This is a genomic window from Enterobacter sp. 120016, assembly GCF_018383635.1.
GTDB lineage: Bacteria > Pseudomonadota > Gammaproteobacteria > Enterobacterales > Enterobacteriaceae > Enterobacter > Enterobacter asburiae_D.
In genome coordinates, this window is the sequence record NZ_JAHAWC010000019.1 from 1 (window position 1) to 20,499 (window position 20,499).

19 protein-coding genes, 2 tRNA genes and 1 rRNA gene are annotated in these 20,499 nt (G+C 56.1%); 15 read left to right on the forward strand and 7 right to left on the reverse strand.

What is annotated here, in order from left to right:
* The 3 genes from rrf to KIF87_RS19985 all read left to right on the forward strand — a co-directional run.
* Positions 1-87: ribosomal RNA gene (rrf, locus tag KIF87_RS19975) — 5S ribosomal RNA — on the forward strand; the annotation flags it as partial.
* A gap of 56 nt (positions 88-143) precedes the next feature.
* Positions 144-220 (forward strand) — tRNA-Asp (locus tag KIF87_RS19980).
* 52 nt (positions 221-272) lie between these two features.
* Positions 273-348 (forward strand) — tRNA-Trp (locus tag KIF87_RS19985).
* A 98-nt stretch (positions 349-446) separates the two neighbouring features.
* Here the strand turns inward: KIF87_RS19985 and hdfR are convergent.
* Positions 447-1,268 carry an HTH-type transcriptional regulator HdfR gene (hdfR, locus tag KIF87_RS19990; protein WP_029739573.1) on the reverse strand — a complete coding sequence of 274 codons (822 nt, stop codon included), beginning with the start codon at positions 1,266-1,268 and terminating at the stop codon, positions 447-449.
* A gap of 118 nt (positions 1,269-1,386) precedes the next feature.
* Here hdfR and KIF87_RS19995 point away from each other — a divergent pair, with 118 nt between their 5' ends.
* Entirely contained in the window at positions 1,387-1,725 is a 339-nt protein-coding gene (locus KIF87_RS19995; RefSeq protein ID WP_023309658.1) for a MaoP family protein, read from the forward strand.
* A 30-nt stretch (positions 1,726-1,755) separates the two neighbouring features.
* Here the strand turns inward: KIF87_RS19995 and KIF87_RS20000 are convergent, their stop codons facing one another.
* The gene (locus KIF87_RS20000; RefSeq protein WP_159515126.1) at positions 1,756-3,276 is read right to left on the reverse strand and encodes a YifB family Mg chelatase-like AAA ATPase; all 1,521 of its coding nucleotides are present in this window, start codon (positions 3,274-3,276) and stop codon (positions 1,756-1,758) included.
* 341 nt (positions 3,277-3,617) lie between these two features.
* Between KIF87_RS20000 and ilvL the strand changes: the two genes are divergently transcribed.
* The 7 genes from ilvL to ilvA all read left to right on the forward strand — a co-directional run bounded on the left by ilvL (position 3,618) and on the right by ilvA (position 10,168).
* On the forward strand, positions 3,618-3,716 hold the full coding sequence (gene ilvL / locus KIF87_RS20005; protein ID WP_001311244.1) for an ilv operon leader peptide: 99 nt from the start codon (positions 3,618-3,620) through the stop codon (positions 3,714-3,716).
* 86 nt (positions 3,717-3,802) lie between these two features.
* Positions 3,803-3,853: a peptide IlvX gene (gene ilvX, locus KIF87_RS20010; protein WP_211356990.1), complete on the forward strand. Its 51-nt coding sequence runs from the start codon at positions 3,803-3,805 to the stop codon at positions 3,851-3,853.
* A 2-nt stretch (positions 3,854-3,855) separates the two neighbouring features.
* Complete coding sequence (gene ilvG, locus KIF87_RS20015; RefSeq protein ID WP_213330333.1) at positions 3,856-5,502, forward strand: acetolactate synthase 2 catalytic subunit; 1,647 nt, start codon at positions 3,856-3,858, stop codon at positions 5,500-5,502.
* Complete coding sequence (gene ilvM / locus KIF87_RS20020) at positions 5,499-5,762, forward strand: acetolactate synthase 2 small subunit (RefSeq protein WP_003860184.1); 264 nt, start codon at positions 5,499-5,501, stop codon at positions 5,760-5,762. The genes ilvG and ilvM overlap by 4 nt, the downstream gene beginning before the upstream one ends.
* An 18-nt stretch (positions 5,763-5,780) precedes the next feature.
* On the forward strand, positions 5,781-6,710 hold the full coding sequence (ilvE, locus tag KIF87_RS20025; protein WP_023309654.1) for a branched-chain-amino-acid transaminase: 930 nt from the start codon (positions 5,781-5,783) through the stop codon (positions 6,708-6,710).
* Positions 6,711-6,770: 60 nt separating this feature from the next.
* A complete protein-coding gene (gene ilvD, locus KIF87_RS20030) occupies positions 6,771-8,621 on the forward strand; it encodes a dihydroxy-acid dehydratase (protein ID WP_063145043.1) in 1,851 nt (616 codons plus the stop codon).
* A gap of 2 nt (positions 8,622-8,623) precedes the next feature.
* Positions 8,624-10,168: a threonine ammonia-lyase, biosynthetic gene (gene ilvA, locus KIF87_RS20035; RefSeq protein ID WP_155858068.1), complete on the forward strand. Its 1,545-nt coding sequence runs from the start codon at positions 8,624-8,626 to the stop codon at positions 10,166-10,168.
* On the opposite strand, the gene ilvY is transcribed toward ilvA, so the two are convergent.
* Complete coding sequence (gene ilvY, locus KIF87_RS20040; RefSeq protein WP_032641403.1) at positions 10,165-11,055, reverse strand: HTH-type transcriptional activator IlvY; 891 nt, start codon at positions 11,053-11,055, stop codon at positions 10,165-10,167. The genes ilvA and ilvY overlap by 4 nt on opposite strands.
* Before the next feature lie 152 nt (positions 11,056-11,207).
* On the opposite strand from ilvY, the gene ilvC reads away from it, so the two are divergent.
* Positions 11,208-12,683: a ketol-acid reductoisomerase gene (ilvC, locus tag KIF87_RS20045; RefSeq protein WP_213330335.1), complete on the forward strand. Its 1,476-nt coding sequence runs from the start codon at positions 11,208-11,210 to the stop codon at positions 12,681-12,683.
* Between the two features lie 93 nt (positions 12,684-12,776).
* Here ilvC and ppiC (KIF87_RS20050) read toward each other — a convergent pair whose 3' ends face one another.
* Positions 12,777-13,058, reverse strand: a complete 282-nt coding sequence (ppiC, locus tag KIF87_RS20050; protein WP_023309650.1) for a peptidylprolyl isomerase PpiC — start codon at positions 13,056-13,058, stop codon at positions 12,777-12,779.
* Between the two features lie 50 nt (positions 13,059-13,108).
* A complete protein-coding gene (gene ppiC, locus KIF87_RS20055; protein ID WP_213330337.1) occupies positions 13,109-13,390 on the reverse strand; it encodes a peptidylprolyl isomerase PpiC in 282 nt (93 codons plus the stop codon).
* Positions 13,391-13,502: 112 nt separating this feature from the next.
* On the opposite strand from ppiC (KIF87_RS20055), the gene rep reads away from it, so the two are divergent.
* Positions 13,503-15,527 carry a DNA helicase Rep gene (gene rep / locus KIF87_RS20060; RefSeq protein ID WP_213330338.1) on the forward strand — a complete coding sequence of 675 codons (2,025 nt, stop codon included), beginning with the start codon at positions 13,503-13,505 and terminating at the stop codon, positions 15,525-15,527.
* Between the two features lie 59 nt (positions 15,528-15,586).
* On the opposite strand, the gene gppA is transcribed toward rep, so the two are convergent.
* Positions 15,587-17,071, reverse strand: coding sequence for a guanosine-5'-triphosphate,3'-diphosphate diphosphatase (gene gppA, locus KIF87_RS20065; RefSeq protein ID WP_047646987.1), 1,485 nt, complete (start codon positions 17,069-17,071; stop codon positions 15,587-15,589).
* 5 nt (positions 17,072-17,076) lie between these two features.
* Positions 17,077-18,345 carry an ATP-dependent RNA helicase RhlB gene (rhlB, locus tag KIF87_RS20070; protein ID WP_213330340.1) on the reverse strand — a complete coding sequence of 423 codons (1,269 nt, stop codon included), beginning with the start codon at positions 18,343-18,345 and terminating at the stop codon, positions 17,077-17,079.
* Between the two features lie 144 nt (positions 18,346-18,489).
* Between rhlB and trxA the strand changes: the two genes are divergently transcribed.
* Positions 18,490-18,819 (forward strand): thioredoxin TrxA, encoded by a 330-nt coding sequence (trxA, locus tag KIF87_RS20075; protein ID WP_006179218.1) that lies wholly within the window; start codon positions 18,490-18,492, stop codon positions 18,817-18,819.
* 345 nt (positions 18,820-19,164) lie between these two features.
* Positions 19,165-20,424, forward strand: coding sequence for a transcription termination factor Rho (gene rho, locus KIF87_RS20080; RefSeq protein ID WP_001054528.1), 1,260 nt, complete (start codon positions 19,165-19,167; stop codon positions 20,422-20,424).
* The last annotated feature ends 75 nt before the right edge of the window (positions 20,425-20,499 follow it).

The window sequence follows — 20,499 nt, forward strand, 5'->3', positions numbered from 1 at the left end:
TGACCCCATGCCGAACTCAGAAGTGAAACGCCGTAGCGCCGATGGTAGTGTGGGGTCTCCCCATGTGAGAGTAGGGAACTGCCAGGCATCAAATTAAGTAGTAAGCCGGTGCATAAATCCGGTGGTTACAAGCAGTCTTCGGTGGAGCGGTAGTTCAGTCGGTTAGAATACCTGCCTGTCACGCAGGGGGTCGCGGGTTCGAGTCCCGTCCGTTCCGCCACTTATTAAGACATTAAGCCTGCCTTATTGGCAGGCTTAATGGCAAAAACTTTAGGGGCGTAGCTCAGTTGGTAGAGCACCGGTCTCCAAAACCGGGTGTCGCGAGTTCGAGTCTCTCCGCCCCTGCCATATAGAATCCTTTGCTTCGGCAAAGGATTTTTTTTGCCTGAAACACGGCAGAAAACGCTCTTCTTAATTTTCAGCCAGCATTTCTGCTGGCTGATGTATCAATCCATTACGTTGATTTTTAACAGATCTTTTATCTGCGATTGCTTATCACTGTTTTGCAGCCAAATCGCATACAGCGGCCTGGTAAGCGTGGTGGAATCCATCACGGTATGCAGCCCGGCTTTAGTGTCTGCCCAGCGAACGGGTAACCAGGTACAACCTTTCAGCAGGGACAGCTGCTGACAGGCGATCTCTGCAGAGCTGGTCGTTAACTGCGGAACATCATCAGGTGCAATCAATCCCGTCTCATGCTGCTGAAAATCCGGCCCCCACTCAAGGCGTAAATAGGTCAGGTCTGCCTTCATCATCGAAGGTTCAGAGGCGTAAAGCGCCAGGCCAAACTGCCCCACAATCTGGCTGCTAAATTCGTCCATCTTGGGTGCTTCGGTGGTGATCAGAAGATCAAGCTGGCGCTCATGAAGTTGCTTAACCAGCGACTGCCGTTGTGCAATCCTGGCCTCAAATTGCAGGTGCCCGTGTGAGTGATATAGCCGGGTAAGCCACTGACTTAGCATGCATTCCCACAGAGAAGCGCTGGCCCCTATCGAGAACTCATTATGCCTCGAAGTATGTGCCACCTCTTTACGTGCCGCCTGCCAGGTATTCATCAGCGTTTCTGCGTACGGCAGCAGTTTCTCGCCGGCAGGCGTTAAGCGAATATTGTTACGATGGCGGGTAAAAAGATTCACACCCAATTGATTTTCCAGCTGTCGAATACGAAAACTGACTGCTGACTGCGTCAGGTAAAGGGCTTCAGCTGCTCGCCCAAAGTGGCGTGTTCTGCTCACTTCAAGGAAAGTTTTAAGCAATTCCGTATCCACATCTTTCTCCGCAAAATTATTTGTCGTTATGATTTAAATGTTTTGTTTTACACTCTGTCAAGCGTAACTAATACTCCGCGCCATAAATAGCTCGGCCAAAGAATTAGGAGCGTGTAGGATGGCGGAAAGCTTTACGACGACTAATCGTTTTTTCGACAATAAACATTATCCGCGCGGGTTCTCTCGTCACGGCGATTTCACCATCAAAGAAGCTCAACTGCTTGAGCGCCATGGTTATGCCTTTAACGAGCTGGATCTGGGGAAGCGTGAACCTGCTACCGAAGACGAGAAACAGTTTGTTTCTGTTTGCCGTGGTGAGCGTGAGCCGGAGTCTGAAGCGGAACGTGTATGGATCAAGTACATGGCGCGCATTAAGCGTCCAAAACGCTTCCATACGCTGTCTGGCGGCAAGCCGCAGATGGAAGGTGCAGAAGACTACACCGAGTCTGATGACTAGAATGAAGAGAAGGGGCTACGGCCCCTTTTTTTATGCCAGCAATTTCTGCAAATGCAGCAGTAAACGATCGATAGCGCGATAGCTCAGCGCCTCCTGCAAATGTTTCCTCTCAATGTCAGTGCACCCCTCCACGTCAGCAATGGTTCTGGCCACTTTCAACAAACGCTGCCACGCACGTATAGACAGCCCGAACCGCGTCAACGTCTCCTCCAGCCATCCCGCATCCTCAACGTTAAGAGAACAAAATTGCCGGATCCCGGCATTATCCAGCCGCGCATTCAGCCTGTTCTGACGAGCGTACTGCCGCGTCTGGGCTGCAATCACCCGCTCGCGTACATCCGCTGAGCTTTCACCCGTTATACCCGTTTGCCTGAGCAGACCCGGCGGGGGAAGGGGGATTTCGAGGGATAAATCGAAACGGTCGAGGAACGGGCCGGATAACTTACCCAGATAGCGCAACGTCTGCTCTGGCGTACAGCGGTTATGGTTGCCCTGGTAGTGACCCGTCGGGCTGGGGTTCATCGCCGCGACCAGCTGAAACCGCGCGGGATAGCTTATTTTGGCTCGCGTGCGTGAGATATGTATCTCACCGGATTCAATGGGTTCCCTCAGAGCATCCAGCACGCGGCGCTCAAACTCAGGCAGCTCATCAAGAAACAGAATGCCATTGTGTGCCAGCGAGATCTCTCCCGGCCCGGGGATAGACCCTCCGCCGACCATTGCCGTCAGTGAAGCGCTATGATGCGGAGAACGAAAAGGACGACGGCGCCACTGTTTTTGCAACGACGTCGAACTGATAAGGCTGTATATGGCGGCACTTTCCAGCGCTTCATGATTATTGAGCGGTGGCAGCAACCCACTCAGCCTGCTTGCCAGCATCGTTTTACCCGTACCCGGCGGACCAATTAACAGAAGATTGTGTCCACCTGCAGCCGTAATCTCCAGCGCCCGTTTCCCTTGCTCCTGCCCCATAATCTCGCTGAGATCCTCTGGAGCATCTGCTATAGCATCATCACACTCCTCCGGCTCGGACAGTTCATGCCGCCCTTCCAGCCAGGCACAAACTTCCTGTAAATGCCCCGCGATGAGACACCCCTTCTCGGCGATAAGACTCACTTCTGATGCGTTTTCATTGGCGACAATGATTTGCCGCCCTGCACGTATGGCTTCCAGCGCTCCCGATATCGCACCGGGAACGCCTCTTAACGCGCCTGTAAGCGCGAGTTCGCCAACGAACTCATACGAGCCTAGCCGTGTCGTATTAAGCTGCTCAGAAGCCGCGAGAAGGGCAATTGCGATAGGTAAATCGTATCGTCCCCCCTCTTTAGGCAGATCGGCGGGCGCAAGGTTGATGGTGATCTTCTTCGCGGGGAAGGCATAACCGCTATTTATTATTGCGCTGCGAACGCGATCCCTGGCCTCTTTAACCGTCGTTTCAGGTAACCCGACAAGCGTGAGTCCGGGGAGTCCGTTACTCAAATGAACCTCGACGGAAATAAGCGGTGCCTTTACCCCGAGAGCCGCACGCGTATAAACAACTGACAGTGACATTTGCACTACCTCCTGGGGTAACTATGCCAGCGCCTGTTTTGTCTGTTTAGCGTCATTTTGCGAATTTACGCCGCCTGTTCAGAGATTTTAAGCGCACAATGAAATCCTTGCATAACCGTGGAAGCCTCCTCGCAGAATGTAAAAAGCCCCGTTTTGACGCTTAAAACCGCAGTAAAAAAATGAAAAATATTCATTTTCTATTTTCCTCATATAAAACAACGATTTTAAGAAATATGATTTGCTGGCTAATCAAATGAGCCATAAATAAATCTTGTGTTTGTTTTGAATTCTGTGATACCTCTTTAGGTATTCCTTCGAACAAGATGCAGAAAGAACTGAAAATGACAGCCCTTCTACGAGTGATTAGCCTGGTCGTGATTAGCGTGGTGGTGATTATTATCCCACCGTGCGGGGCTGCACTTGGACGAGGAAAGGCTTAGAAATCAAGCCTTAACGAACTAAGACCCCCGCACCGAAAGGTCCGGGGGTTTTTTTATGACTAAAAAACGTAAATGAGGAGCAGAGAATGATGACTAGCACAAAATTCTGTTTCTCCCGATTTATGACGGGGAACTAACTATGAATGGGGCACAGTGGGTAGTACATGCGTTGCGCGCGCAGGGAGTCGAAACAGTATTCGGTTATCCGGGTGGCGCAATTATGCCGATTTACGATGCACTGTATGACGGCGGCGTGGAACATCTCTTGTGCCGACACGAGCAGGGCGCAGCGATGGCAGCTATTGGTTACGCCCGTGCCACGGGCAAAACCGGCGTGTGTATGGCGACTTCAGGCCCGGGCGCAACTAACCTCATCACCGGCCTGGCTGACGCGCTGCTGGATTCCGTTCCCGTTGTCGCCATCACCGGCCAGGTGGCGTCTCCGTTCATCGGTACCGATGCTTTCCAGGAAGTCGACGTCCTCGGTTTATCGCTGGCCTGCACCAAACACAGCTTCCTCGTCCAGTCTCTCGAAGAACTGCCGCGCGTAATGGCAGAAGCGTTCGAAGTGGCAAGCTCCGGCCGTCCTGGTCCGGTTCTGGTCGATATCCCAAAAGATATCCAGGTGGCACTCGGCGATCTGGAGCCGCACTTCTCCACCGTTGAAAGCGACGATGCGTTTCCGGATGCGGAAGTGGAAGAGGCCCGTCAGATGCTGGCGCAGGCGAAACAGCCGATGCTGTACGTCGGCGGTGGCGTCGGCATGGCGCAGGCCGTTCCAGCCCTGCGCGAATTTATCGCAACAACGCAGATGCCTGCGACCTGCACGCTGAAAGGTCTCGGTGCTGTCGACGCGGATTACCCATACTACCTGGGCATGCTGGGGATGCACGGCACCAAAGCGGCAAACCTGGCGGTGCAGGAGTGCGATCTGCTCATCGCCGTAGGCGCCCGTTTTGACGACCGCGTCACCGGCAAGCTGAATACCTTTGCGCCGAACGCCAAAGTCATTCATATGGATATCGACCCGGCGGAGATGAACAAGCTGCGTCAGGCGCACGTCGCCTTGCAGGGCAGTCTCAACGCGCTGTTACCGGCATTGCAGCAGCCGCTGGATATCAACGCATGGCGTCGGCACACCGCAGACATGCGCGCCGAGCACGCCTGGCGTTACGACCACCCCGGCGAGGCCATCTACGCGCCGCTGCTGTTGAAGCAGTTGTCCGACCGTAAACCGGCTGACAGCGTTGTCACCACCGACGTAGGCCAGCATCAGATGTGGTCCGCGCAGCACATGACCTACACCCGCCCGGAAAATTTCATCACCTCCAGCGGGTTAGGGACGATGGGCTTCGGTCTGCCAGCAGCCGTTGGCGCACAGGTTGCCCGCCCGAACGATACCGTTATCTGTATCTCCGGTGACGGCTCCTTCATGATGAACGTTCAGGAGCTGGGCACCGTTAAGCGTAAGCAGTTGCCGCTGAAAATCGTCTTGCTCGACAACCAGCGTTTAGGGATGGTTCGCCAGTGGCAACAGCTGTTCTTCCAGGAGCGCTACAGCGAAACGACTCTCACCGATAACCCCGATTTCCTCACCCTGGCCAGCGCCTTTGGCATCCCTGGCCAGCACATCACCCGTAAAGATCAGGTTGAAGCGGCGCTCGACACCATGCTGAACAGCGATGGGCCTTACCTGCTTCATGTCTCAATCGACGAACTCGAGAACGTCTGGCCGTTGGTACCGCCTGGTGCCAGTAACTCACAAATGATGGAGAAATTATCATGATGCAGCATCAGGTCGCCGTACAGGCTCGCTTCAACCCGGAAACCTTAGAACGCGTTTTGCGCGTGGTGCGTCATCGTGGTTTTCAGATTTGCTCTATGAATATGGAGACGGCCACTGACGCCCAAAACATCAGTATCGAATTAACCGTTGCCAGCCCTCGGCCGGTCGACTTACTGTTTAGTCAGTTATCAAAGCTGGTAGACGTTGCCCATGTTGCCATCTGCCAGAGCACAACCACATCACAACAAATCCGCGCTTAAGCGTGACAGGACGAAAAAATGACGACAAAAAAAGCTGATTACATTTGGTTCAACGGTGAGATGGTTCGCTGGGAGGACGCGAAGGTCCACGTGATGTCCCACGCGCTGCACTACGGTACCTCCGTATTTGAAGGCATCCGCTGCTACGATTCTCACAAAGGGCCAGTGGTGTTCCGCCATCGCGAACACATGCAGCGTCTGCATGACTCAGCCAAAATTTATCGTTTCCCGGTTTCTCAAAGCGTCGACGAGCTGATGGAAGCCTGTCGCGACGTGATCCGTAAGAACAACCTGACCAGCGCCTATATTCGTCCGCTGGTGTTCGTGGGTGACGTCGGTATGGGCGTGAACCCGCCAGCCGGCTATACCACTGATGTGATCATTGCCGCGTTCCCATGGGGTGCCTACTTGGGTGCCGAAGCCCTGGAGCAGGGGATCGACGCAATGGTCTCTTCCTGGAACCGCGTGGCGCCAAACACCATCCCGACCGCCGCGAAAGCAGGCGGTAACTACCTTTCTTCCCTGCTGGTCGGTAGCGAAGCGCGCCGCCACGGCTATCAGGAAGGTATCGCGCTGGACGTGAACGGCTACATCTCTGAAGGTGCGGGCGAAAACCTGTTTGAAGTGAAAGACGGCATCCTGTTCACGCCGCCGTTTACCTCGTCCGCGCTGCCGGGCATCACCCGTGACGCCATCATCAAGCTGGCGAAAGATCTGGGTATCGAAGTACGCGAGCAGGTGCTGTCCCGCGAATCCCTGTATCTGGCCGATGAAGTGTTTATGTCCGGTACCGCGGCTGAAATTACGCCGGTACGCAGCGTAGACGGTATCCAGGTGGGCGAAGGCCGCTGTGGTCCGGTCACCAAACGTATTCAGCAAGCGTTCTTTGGCCTCTTCACCGGCGAAACAGAAGATAAATACGGCTGGTTGGATCAGGTTAATCACTAAGCATAAATTTGGGACGGCACGCACCGTCCCATTAAATAGTCAGACGGGAGTAAATAAAGCATGCCTAAGTATCGTTCAGCCACCACCACCCACGGCCGTAATATGGCGGGTGCCCGCGCACTGTGGCGCGCCACCGGGATGACCGACGCCGATTTCGGCAAGCCGATTATCGCCGTAGTGAACTCCTTCACCCAGTTCGTACCGGGCCACGTGCACCTGCGCGATCTCGGCAAACTGGTTGCCGAGCAAATCGAAGCCTCCGGCGGCGTGGCGAAAGAGTTCAACACCATTGCGGTGGATGACGGTATCGCGATGGGTCACGGGGGCATGCTCTATTCACTGCCGTCGCGCGAGCTGATCGCCGACTCGGTTGAGTACATGGTTAACGCCCACTGCGCCGATGCGATGGTCTGCATCTCCAACTGCGATAAAATCACCCCGGGGATGCTGATGGCCTCCCTGCGCCTGAATATTCCGGTGATCTTCGTCTCCGGTGGTCCAATGGAAGCGGGGAAAACCAAGCTCTCCGACAAAATCATCAAGCTCGATCTGGTTGATGCGATGATCCAGGGCGCGGACCCGAAAGTCTCTGACGAGCAGAGTGACCAGGTGGAACGCTCCGCGTGTCCGACCTGCGGCTCCTGTTCCGGGATGTTCACGGCGAACTCCATGAACTGCCTGACCGAAGCGCTGGGTCTTTCTCAGCCGGGCAACGGCTCGCTGCTGGCGACCCACGCCGACCGTAAGCAGCTGTTCCTCAACGCCGGTAAGCGCATCGTTGAGCTGACCAAACGCTACTACGAGCAGGACGACGCCAGCGCGCTGCCGCGCAACATCGCCAGCAAGGCCGCGTTCGAAAACGCGATGACGCTGGATATCGCCATGGGCGGCTCCACCAACACCGTTCTGCACCTGCTGGCCGCCGCGCAGGAAGCCGAAATCGACTTCACCATGAGCGACATCGACAAGCTGTCCCGCAAAGTGCCGCAGCTGTGTAAGGTCGCGCCGAGTACCCAGAAGTACCATATGGAAGACGTACACCGCGCGGGCGGCGTGCTGGGCATTCTGGGCGAGCTGGATCGCGCCGGGCTGCTGAACCGTGAAGTGAAAAACGTGCTCGGCCTGACGCTGCCTGAGTCGCTGGACCAGTACGACGTGATGCTGACCAAAGACGACGCGGTGAAAAAGATGTTCCGCGCCGGCCCTGCCGGTATTCGTACCACCCAGGCGTTCTCGCAGGACTGTCGCTGGGATACCCTGGACGATGACCGCGCCGAAGGCTGCATCCGCTCGCTGGAACACGCCTACAGCAAAGACGGCGGTCTGGCCGTGCTGTACGGTAACTTTGCGGAAAATGGCTGCATCGTGAAAACCGCAGGCGTGGACGACAGCATCCTGAAATTCACCGGTCCGGCGAAAGTGTACGAAAGCCAGGACGATGCGGTAGAAGCCATCCTCGGTGGCAAAGTGGTGGCAGGCGACGTGGTTGTTATTCGCTACGAAGGGCCGAAAGGCGGTCCGGGCATGCAGGAGATGCTCTACCCAACCACCTTCCTGAAATCCATGGGGCTCGGTAAAGCCTGCGCGCTGATCACCGACGGACGTTTCTCCGGCGGCACCTCCGGCCTCTCTATCGGCCACGTTTCGCCGGAAGCGGCAAGCGGCGGCAACATCGCCATCATCGAAGACGGCGACCTGATCGAAATCGACATTCCGAATCGCGGCATTCAGCTCAAGCTGAGCGACCAGGAGATTGCGGCCCGTCGTGAAGCGCAGGAAGCCCGCGGCGACAAAGCCTGGACGCCGAAAGATCGCCAGCGTGAAGTCTCCTTCGCCCTTCGCGCCTACGCGAGCCTTGCCACCAGTGCAGATAAAGGCGCGGTGCGCGATAAATCTAAACTGGGGGGCTAATGATGGCCGAGTCACAACCCTTGTCCGCCGCCCCCGAGGGGGCGGAATACCTGAGAGCGGTGCTGCGCGCGCCGGTCTATGAAGCCGTGCAGGTTACGCCCCTGCAGAAAATGGAAAAACTCTCTTCGCGCCTCGACAACGTCATTCTGGTCAAGCGCGAAGACCGTCAGCCGGTGCACAGCTTCAAGCTGCGCGGCGCTTACGCGATGATGGCCGGGCTGACCGATGAGCAAAAAGCGCGCGGCGTGATTACCGCGTCGGCGGGCAACCACGCCCAGGGCGTTGCGTTCTCGTCTGCCCGTCTGGGGCTGAAGGCGCTGATCGTGATGCCGGTCGCTACCGCAGACATCAAAGTCGATGCGGTCCGCGGCTTCGGCGGCGAAGTGCTGCTCCACGGGGCTAACTTCGACGAAGCAAAAGCCAAAGCGATTGAGCTGGCTCAGCAGCAGGGTTTCACCTGGGTGCCGCCGTTTGATCACCCGATGGTGATTGCCGGGCAGGGCACGCTGGCGCTTGAACTGCTGCAGCAGGATGCCCATCTCGACCGCGTCTTCGTCCCGGTGGGCGGCGGTGGCTTAGCCGCGGGCGTGGCGGTGCTGATCAAACAGCTGATGCCGCAGATCAAAGTCATCGCCGTTGAAGCGGAAGACTCTGCCTGCCTGAAGGCGGCGCTGGATGCGGGGCATCCGGTAGATCTGCCGCGCGTCGGGCTGTTTGCCGAGGGCGTGGCGGTGAAGCGCATTGGAGATGAAACCTTCCGCCTGTGCCAGGAATATCTCGACGATATCGTCACGGTTGATAGCGATGCTATCTGCGCGGCGATGAAAGATCTGTTCGAGGATGTGCGAGCGGTGGCGGAACCTTCCGGCGCGCTGGCGCTGGCGGGGATGAAAAAATACGTCGCGCAGCACAACATTCGCGGCGAGCGGCTGGCGCACGTGCTGTCTGGTGCCAACGTGAACTTCCACGGCCTGCGCTACGTTTCCGAGCGCTGCGAGCTGGGAGAACAGCGGGAAGCGCTGCTGGCGGTGACGATTCCGGAAGAGAAGGGCAGTTTCCTGAAGTTCTGCCAGCTGCTGGGCGGTCGTTCGGTGACGGAGTTTAACTACCGTTTTGCCGATGCCAAAGACGCCTGTATTTTTGTCGGCGTGCGCCTGAGCCGCGGCGTGGAGGAGCGCAAAGAGATCCTCAACCTGCTGCATGAGGGCGGCTACAGCGTGGTCGATCTCTCTGACGACGAGATGGCGAAGCTGCACGTGCGCTACATGGTCGGCGGGCGTCCATCGAAGCCGCTCAGGGAACGTCTGTTCAGCTTTGAGTTCCCGGAATCGCCGGGCGCGCTGCTCAAGTTCCTGCACACGCTGGGCACGCACTGGAACATCTCTCTGTTCCACTACCGCAGCCACGGCACCGACTACGGCCGCGTGCTGGCGGCGTTTGAACTGGGCGAGCACGAGCCGGATTTCGAAACGCGGCTGAACGAGCTGGGCTATGAGTGTCACGACGAAACCCATAACCCGGCCTTCCGCTTCTTCCTGGCAGGCTAGTGGTTCGGCAATATCTGCCAGAACGCATCAATAAGCGGCTCATGCAGCCGCTTTTTTTGTGCGCACACGCCAAGCTCAAACGGCGTCTTCTCGTCGCTGCGTTCCAGAATCATCACGCGATTGCGCACCGGTTCCGGGCTGTTCTCCAGCACCACTTCCGGCAGCAGCGCCACGCCGCAGCCCAGCGCCACCATCGACACCATCGCCTCATGGCCGCTAACCGTGGCGTAAATCGACGGGTTGCTGATCTTCTGACGACGGAACCACAGCTCAATGCGGCGGCGCACCGGCCCCTGATCGGCCATGATAAACGGTACCGTGGACCAGTCCGGTTTTTCCACCGACACCTGGTTACGCACCGGGCAGGGCAGCGCCGGGGCAATCAGCACCACCGCCAGATTCTCCAGCATTGAGAATGCCACCGCGCCCGGCAGGGTTTCAGGTTTCCCGGCAATGGCGAGATCCGCTTCGCCCGTCACCACTTTTTCCATTGCGTCGGAGGCGTCGCCGGTCGTGAGCTTAATTTCAACCGACGGATGCGCCGCGCGGAAGCGGTCCAGAATTGGCGGCAGATGGCTATAGGCGGCGGTCACGGAGCAGAAAATATGCAGCTCGCCGGAGAGTGACGGCCCCTGCTGGTCAATCGAGTGCCGCAGCTGCTGGTACTGCAACAGCGTCTGCTGGGCAAAAATGCGCAGTTCTTCACCCGCTTCCGTGAGGGTGACGGTGCGGTTGTCGCGCACGAACAGCGGCTGGCCGAGGTCTTCCTCAAGGCGCTGGATCTGGCGTGAAAGCGTGGAGGGGCTAACGTGCATTGCCCGGGCGCTGCGGCCAAAATGGCGGCTTTCCGCCAGGTGCAGGAACATTTTTAGATCGCGTAAATCCACCGATTCCACTCCCTCTTTTTACATTGCAAAAATTGCAACATGACGTTGTGAATATATCAATTTCCGCAATAAATTTCCTGTTGTAATGTGGGTACATTCTCGCTGAAGCGCGAACCGAACAATAAGACACACAACATCACGAGGTATCACCCATGGCTAACTACTTTAATACACTGAACTTGCGCCAGCAGCTGGCGCAGCTGGGCAAATGCCGCTTCATGGCGCGCGACGAATTTGCCGATGGCGCGAGCTACCTTCAGGGTAAAAAAGTGGTCATCGTCGGCTGTGGCGCACAGGGTCTGAACCAGGGCCTGAATATGCGTGACTCCGGTCTGGATATCTCCTACTCCCTGCGTAAAGAAGCGATTGCTGAGAAGCGTGCTTCCTGGCGCAAAGCGACCGAAAACGGCTTCAAAGTGGGTACCTACGAAGAGCTGATCCCGCAGGCGGATCTGGTGGTTAACCTGACGCCAGACAAGCAGCACTCAGACGTTGTGCGTTCCGTACAGCCGCTGATGAAAGACGGCGCCGCGCTGGGTTACTCCCACGGCTTCAACATCGTTGAAGTGGGCGAGCAGATCCGTAAAGACATCACCGTAGTGATGGTGGCACCGAAGTGCCCGGGTACGGAAGTACGCGAAGAGTACAAACGCGGCTTCGGCGTGCCGACGCTTATCGCAGTTCACCCGGAAAACGATCCAAAAGGCGAAGGCATGGCGATTGCCAAAGCATGGGCAGCGGCGACCGGCGGCCACCGCGCGGGCGTTCTGGAATCGTCCTTCGTTGCCGAAGTGAAATCTGACCTGATGGGTGAGCAGACTATCCTCTGCGGTATGCTGCAGGCCGGTTCTCTGCTGTGCTTCGACAAGCTGGTGGAAGAAGGTACCGACCCGGCCTACGCGGAAAAACTGATTCAGTTCGGATGGGAAACCATCACCGAAGCGCTGAAGCAGGGCGGTATTACGCTGATGATGGACCGTCTGTCCAACCCGGCAAAACTGCGTGCTTACGCGCTGTCTGAACAGCTGAAAACCATCATGGCACCGCTGTTCCAGAAACATATGGACGACATCATCTCCGGCGAATTCTCTTCCGGCATGATGGCGGACTGGGCGAACGACGATAAAAACCTGCTGACCTGGCGTGAAGAGACCGGTAAAACCGCATTCGAAACCGCGCCACAGTATGAAGGTAAAATCGGCGAGCAGGAGTACTTCGATAAAGGCGTACTGATGATCGCCATGGTGAAAGCAGGCGTTGAGCTGGCGTTCGAAACCATGGTGGATTCCGGCATCATCGAAGAGTCTGCGTACTACGAATCTCTGCACGAGCTGCCGCTGATTGCGAACACCATCGCCCGTAAGCGTCTGTACGAAATGAACGTGGTGATCTCTGATACCGCAGAATACGGTAACTACCTGTTCTCTTACGCCTGCGTACCGCTGCTGAAAGAGTTTATGACCACTCTGCAGACGGGCGATCTGGGCAAAGCGATTGCGGAAGGTGCCGTGGATAACGCGCAGCTGCGCGATGTGAACGAAGCGATTCGCAGCCACCAGATCGAGAAAGTGGGCCACAAACTGCGTGGCTACATGACCGATATGAAGCGTATCGCGGTAGCGGGTTAACACCAGGTGCGGGCTGATGCCCTCACCCCGACCCTCTCCCACGGGGAGAGGGTGCAAACATTAAAGGCCTTCTCTTAGAGAAGGCCTTGCTGTTTATTTCCGATACAGCACTTTGATAATGTGATAACCGAACTGGGTATGCAGCGGGCCGGTTGGCTCCAGCACCGGGCAGGAGAACACCACTTTATCGAACGCCGGAACCATCTGACCCTGGCGGAACTCACCCAGATCGCCGCCGCGTTTGCCTGACGGGCAGATGGAGTGCTTCTTAGCCAGCTTGCCGAAGTCGGCACCGTTTTTAATCTGCTCCAGAAGATCTAAAGCCAGTTTCTCTTCTTTAACGAGAATGTGCACTGCTGCTGCTGTTTTTGCCATGATCGTGCCTTGAATAGGTTGAAATAAATCGGGGCGCAATATACCACGCGTCAGCGGCGATAAAGCACCTTAATGATATGGTAGCCAAATTTGGTTTTTACCGGGCCGTAGGGCTTCAGAAGCGGGCAGCTAAAGACCGCCTGATCGAACGGGACGACCATCGCACCTTGTTGAAACTCGCCGAGATCACCGCCATTGCGCCCGGAAGGGCATTTAGAGTAACGCTTCGCCAGATGATCAAAGCTGATGCCGCGCTCCAGCTTGGCCAAGATCTCCTGAGCCAGTTTCTCTTCTTTTACCAGAATATGCAGGGCTGCTGCGGTCTTTTTCATGGTTCTGCTCTACGGGTTAAACGCGATTTCTCCACTTTATCATTAGCCGGTAAATCTGCGCCCGGCTTTCTGCTACAATCCACACCCCGTTCGAAGATTGAGCAACACTCCCATGCGTTTAAACCCTGGACAACAACAAGCGGTCGAATTCGTTACTGGACCATGCCTGGTGCTGGCAGGGGCCGGTTCGGGTAAAACCCGCGTGATCACCAACAAAATCGCCCATCTGATCCACAACTGCGGGTATCAGGCGCGACACATTGCGGCGGTCACTTTTACCAATAAAGCGGCGCGCGAGATGAAAGAGCGTGTCGGTCAGACGCTGGGCCGTAAAGAGGCGCGCGGCCTGATGATCTCCACCTTCCACACGCTGGGGCTGGATATCATCAAACGCGAGTATGCGGCGCTGGGAATGAAGTCCAACTTCTCGCTCTTTGATGATACCGATCAGGTGGCGCTGCTCAAAGAGCTCACCGAGGGGCTGATCGAAGATGATAAAGTGCTGTTGCAGCAGCTGATCTCGACGATCTCGAACTGGAAAAACGATCTGATGACGCCGGCCCAGGCCGCGGCGATCGCCAAAGGCGAACGGGATCGGATCTTCGCCCACTGCTACGGTCTGTACGATGCGCATATGAAAGCGTGCAACGTGCTGGACTTTGACGACCTGATCCTGCTGCCCACGCTGCTGCTGCAGCGCAATGAAGAGGTGCGCGAGCGCTGGCAGAATAAAATCCGCTACCTGCTGGTGGATGAATATCAGGACACCAACACCAGCCAGTACGAGCTGGTGAAGCTGCTGGTGGGGCAGCGCGCGCGTTTCACCGTGGTAGGCGACGACGACCAGTCAATTTACTCCTGGCGCGGTGCGCGCCCGCAAAACCTGGTGCTGCTGAGCAAAGATTTCCCCGCCCTGCAGGTGATTAAGCTGGAGCAAAACTACCGCTCCTCCGGGCGTATCCTGAAGGCAGCAAACATCCTGATTGCCAATAACCCGCACGTATTTGAGAAGCGTCTCTTCTCCGAACTGGGCTACGGCACGGAGCTGAAAGTGCTCAGCGCCAACAATGAGGATCATGAAGCGGAGCGCGTGACGGGCGAGCTCATCGCTCACCACTTCGTCAACAAAACCGAATATAAGGATTACGCGATCCTCTATCGCGGCAATCACCAGTCGCGCGTCTTTGAAAAGATGCTAATGCAGAACCGCATTCCGTACAAAATCTCGGGCGGCACGTCGTTCTTCTCACGACCAGAAATCAAAGATCTGCTGGCCTATCTGCGCGTGCTCACTAACCCGGATGACGACAGCGCGTTTCTGCGCATCGTGAATACGCCAAAGCGCGAGATTGGCCCGGCGACGCTGCAAAAGCTCGGCGAGTGGGCGATGACCCGCAACAAAAGTATGTTTACCGCCAGCTTCGACATGGGGCTGAGCCAGACGTTAACCGGACGCGGGTATGACTCGTTAACCCGCTTCACCCACTGGCTCGGCGAAGTGCAGCGTCTCGCGGAGCGCGAGCCGGTGGCGGCAGTGCGCAATCTCATTCACGGCATCGACTATGAGTCCTGGCTTTATGAAACCTCAGCCAGCCCGAAAGCGGCTGAGATGCGCATGAAAAACGTTAACCAGCTCTTCAGCTGGATGACCGAAATGCTGGAAGGATCTGAAATCGACGAGCCAATGACCCTGACGCAGGTGGTCACCCGCTTTACCCTGCGCGACATGATGGAGCGCGGCGAGAGCGAAGAAGAGGCCGATCAGGTTCAGCTGATGACGCTGCATGCGTCCAAAGGGCTGGAGTTCCCGTATGTGTATCTGGTCGGCATGGAAGAGGGATTGTTGCCGCACCAGAGCAGCATTGATGAAGACAACGTCGACGAGGAGCGCCGCCTGGCCTACGTGGGGATCACCCGTGCGCAGAAAGAGCTGACGTTCACGCTGTGTAAAGAGCGCCGCCAGTATGGTGAACTGGTACGCCCGGAGCCGAGTCGTTTCCTGCTGGAACTGCCGCAGGATGACGTTATCTGGGAACAGGAGCGTAAAGTGATTACCGCAGAAGAGCGGATGCACAAGGGGCAGGCTAACGTGGCAAACATCCGCGCCATGCTGGCAAAAGCCAAAGAGAAAGGATAAGTCCGAAGGGACCTGTAGGCCGGGTAAGGCGAAGCCGCCACCCGGCAAGGTTCAGCGTATTACTTTACCTCAAGCACCCAGTGCACATAGCTCTGCCACTGGCACTCCTGCTCGATCATCTCGGCCCCTAACGGGTGACGATCAATCCAGTTCTCCGGCAGCGTCAGCGAAAGCTTCTCGTCATCGGCCACCAGATTAATGGCGGGCAGCAAATCATCGCGGCGGCGGCTGGCAAACAGGATCGCCAGACGCAGCAGGCGGCACATATGCTCGGCCACGCGCGGCGGTACGGCGTTTTGCTGATGCAAAGAGGAGAGATCGACGGCATTGGTCTGGTTCAGCAGCAGCGTTGCCAGCAATTTTTTCTGCGCGGGTGTATAGCCCGGTAAATCAAGGTTGCGCACCAGATACGCTGCGTGAGCCGGTGCCTGCTTAAAATCAATACTCAGCCCGACTTCATGGAGCGCGCAGGCGCTCAGCAATAAATCCCGGCTCAGATGATCAAGATCCCAGACGTTAGCGACCCGATCGGCGAAGCGTGACGCCAGCTGCGATACGCGTCCTGCCTGATCGATATCAACCAGAAAACGACGCTGCACGTTGCGCAGGGTACGGCTGCGGATATCCTGATCGACCGACAGATGCAACATCCCGTAGACCAGACCTTCGCGCAGCGCGCCGCCGGCCAGGGTCATACACTGGATGTTCAACTCGGTGAAAATGGCGATAAGAATGGCCAGCCCGCTCGGGAAGACCAGCGCGCGTTCCAGCGTCAGGCCTTCAATTTCCAGCTCTTCCAGGCGTCCGCACTGAATAGCGCGCTGTTTCAGCTGCTGAAGTTTGGCAAGCGTAATCCGCTCGTCCATTCCCTGCGCCATCATGATTTCCTGCAGAGCCTGCACGGTACCCGAGGCACCCACGCAGACTTTCCAGCCGTGATAGCGCAGCTCGTCCATCACCGGGCGTAACACTTCGCGCGCGGCGTTTTCTGCCTCGTCGAAGTTCTCTTTACCCAGGTTTCGATCGGTAAAGTAGCGCTCAAGCCAGGTCACGCAGCCCATCGACAGGCTGAACAGCGACGTTGCCTGCGCGCCGGTGCCGGTCACAAGCTCGGTACTGGCACCGCCAATATCCACTACCAGGCGACGGTCGTCACCCCCCGTGGTGTGTGCAACACCCTGATAAATCAGGCGAGCTTCTTCTTCACCGCTGATAACCTGAACCGGACAACCGAGAATTTCCTGCGCTCTGGCAATAAAATCCACGGCGTTAACCGCCAGGCGGAGTGTCGCAGTGGCGACCACGGTGATTTGGGCATGCGGGATATCCTGCAGACGCTCGGCAAAGAGTCGCAGACACTGCCAGCCACGTTCCATGGCTTCAGGTGATAGGTGATTGTCACTGCTCAGGCCCGCCGCGAGGCGGACCTTGCGCTTGATGCGCGTCAGCGTTTGTATGCTTCCCGCCACCTCGCGCACAACCAGCATATGAAAACTATTCGAACCGAGATCAATTGCCGCATAAAGCGAGGTGGAGCTGAGCATATTTTTTAACCTGAACGACGACGATTACGCGGTGCGCCGCCTGAACGACGCGGACCATTGCCGGAGCGTGGGCGGGTTAGACGCTTAGGCGGCGGCAGTTCGCTTAACAGCGCTTCCGGATTGTATTTGCTCTGCGGAATAGAGTGACCGATATAAGTCTCAATGGCTGGAAGATTCAGCGCATACTCTTCACACGCAAGGCTAATCGAGTGACCGCTTGCGCCCGCACGACCGGTACGACCGATACGGTGTACGTAGTCTTCGCAGTCGTCTGGCAGATCGTAGTTAAAGACGTGCGTCACGGCCGGAATGTGCAGACCACGAGCAGCAACGTCGGTTGCGACCAGAATATCGAGATCGCCACAGGTAAATTCTTCAAGAATACGCAGGCGTTTTTTCTGCGCCACGTCGCCGGTCAGCAGGCCAACACGGTGACCGTCTGCAGCCAGATGGCCCCAGATGTCTTCACAACGGTGTTTGGTGTTCGCGAAGATAATGGCGCGATCTGGCCACTCTTCTTCGATCAGCGTTTGCAGCAGACGCATTTTCTCTTCATTGGAAGGATAGAAGAGCTCTTCTTTAATGCGGTGACCCGTTTTCTGCTCAGGTTCCACTTCTACATATTCGGCGTTGTTCATCTGTTCGAACGCCAGTTCGCGAACGCGGTATGAGAGGGTTGCAGAGAACAGCATATTCAGACGCTGATTGGCCGGAGGCATACGGCGGAACAGCCAGCGGATGTCTTTAATGAAGCCCAGATCGTACATGCGGTCAGCTTCATCGAGCACCACAACCTGGATTGCGCCGAGGTTGATGTGGTTCTGTTTAGCGTAGTCGATAAGACGACCGGTGGTACCGATCAGGATATCCACACCGCTTTCCAGCACTTTCAGCTGTTTATCGTAGCCGTCGCCGCCATAGGCCAGGCCAAGCTTCAGGCCGGTAGACTGCGCCAGGGGTTCAGCGTCTGCGTGGATCTGTACCGCCAGTTCTCGCGTCGGGGCCATAATTAGCGCGCGCGGCTGGTTAACTTTGCGGTCTGCAATCGCTGGGTGAGAAAGTAAATAATGAAACGTTGACGTTAAAAACGCCATCGTTTTGCCGGTACCGGTTTGCGCCTGCCCGGCAACATCGCGACCGGCCAGCGTCAGCGGCAGCGCGAGGGCCTGAATGGGCGTGCAGTTATGAAACCCTTTATTTTCAAGGGCTTCAATCACCTGCGGGTGCAGCGCGAAGTCGGAAAACTTCTGTTCTGTTAAATGTGTTTTGCTCATAGTGTGGTAGAATATCAGCTTACTATTGCTTTACGAAAGCGTATCCGGTGAAATAAAGTCAACCTTTAGTTGGTTAATGCGACATCAACACGTCGTTGGTGGAGACAAAACCAACGTACCAGGCTTATTCCTGTGGAGTTATATATGAGCGATAAAATTATTCACCTGACTGACGACAGTTTTGACACGGACGTACTTAAGGCTGACGGGCTGATCCTCGTCGATTTCTGGGCTGAATGGTGTGGTCCTTGCAAAATGATCGCCCCGATTCTGGATGAGATCGCCGACGAATATCAGGGCAAACTGACCGTTGCCAAGCTGAACATCGACCAGAACCCGGGCACCGCACCAAAATACGGTATCCGTGGCATTCCGACCCTGCTGCTGTTCAAAAACGGCGAAGTGGCGGCGACCAAAGTGGGCGCGCTGTCCAAAGGTCAACTGAAAGAGTTCCTGGACGCTAACCTGGCGTAAGGTTTCTCCGCTGTGCGTTCAGAGCTCCCGGCTAAATGATGTGGAACTCTGGACGCCCGGCTGAAGTCGTGCTAAGTTAGCTATGACTTCATTTTAAACATATCTTGTTGTTTGAATCTTGTTTTACCCGATACTTCCCGTTGTTGACATGAACAGTGCGTGAAGTGGCTAAATTCCGGGCTTGTCACTCAATCCGTCTTGTCGTTTCAGTTCTGCGTTCTTTCCCTGTGACCAGACAGCGAACAGACATGAGTTGATGGCCGCTAAACAGGCATGGATGACCCTGCCATACCATTCACAACATTAAGTTCGAGAATCACCCCGAGTTTAAGAACCCACACCATTATGAATCTTACCGAATTAAAGAATACGCCGGTTTCTGAGCTGATCACTCTCGGCGAAAATATGGGGCTGGAAAACCAGGCTCGTATGCGCAAGCAGGACATCATTTTCGCCATCCTGAAGCAGCACGCTAAGAGTGGCGAAGATATCTTTGGCGACGGTGTGCTGGAGATATTGCAAGACGGATTTGGTTTCCTCCGCTCTGCAGACAGCTCCTACCTCGCCGGCCCTGACGACATCTACGTATCTCCTAGCCAAATCCGCCGTTTCAACCTCCGCACTGGTGACACCATTTCAGGTAAGATTCGTCCTCCTAAAGAGGGTGAACGCTACTTTGCGCTGTTGAAAGTTAACGAAGTTAACTACGACAAGCCGGAAAACTCGCGTAATAAGATCCTCTTTGAGAACTTAACGCCGCTGCACGCGAACTCTCGCCTGCGCATGGAGCGTGGTAACGGTTCTACCGAAGACTTAACCGCACGTGTTCTGGATCTGGCATCACCAATTGGTCGTGGCCAGCGTGGTCTGATTGTGGCACCGCCGAAAGCGGGTAAAACCATGCTGCTGCAGAACATCGCGCAGAGCATCGCTTACAACCACCCAGACTGCGTGCTGATGGTGCTGCTGATTGACGAACGTCCGGAAGAAGTGACCGAGATGCAGCGTCTGGTTAAAGGTGAAGTGGTTGCTTCTACCTTCGACGAGCCAGCCTCTCGCCACGTTCAGGTTGCGGAAATGGTTATCGAGAAGGCGAAACGCCTGGTTGAGCACAAGAAAGACGTGATCATCCTGCTCGACTCCATCACCCGTCTGGCGCGTGCCTACAACACCGTGGTGCCGGCGTCCGGTAAAGTGCTGACCGGTGGTGTGGATGCTAACGCCCTGCATCGTCCGAAACGCTTCTTCGGTGCCGCACGTAACGTGGAAGAGGGCGGCAGCCTGACCATCATCGCGACGGCGCTGATCGATACCGGTTCAAAAATGGACGAAGTGATTTACGAAGAATTTAAAGGTACAGGTAACATGGAACTGCACCTCTCTCGTAAAATCGCTGAAAAACGCGTCTTCCCGGCTATCGACTACAACCGTTCCGGTACCCGTAAAGAAGAGCTGCTCACCACGCAGGAAGAGCTGCAGAAAATGTGGATCCTGCGCAAAATCATCCATCCAATGGGTGAAATTGACGCGATGGAGTTCCTCATTAACAAACTGGCGATGACCAAAACCAACGACGATTTCTTCGACATGATGAAACGCTCGTAACGCAAATAAAGCCAGCAAACGCCACGTTTTTACGTGGCGTTTTTCATTTTTGGACTATACGCTAGTACCATCTAC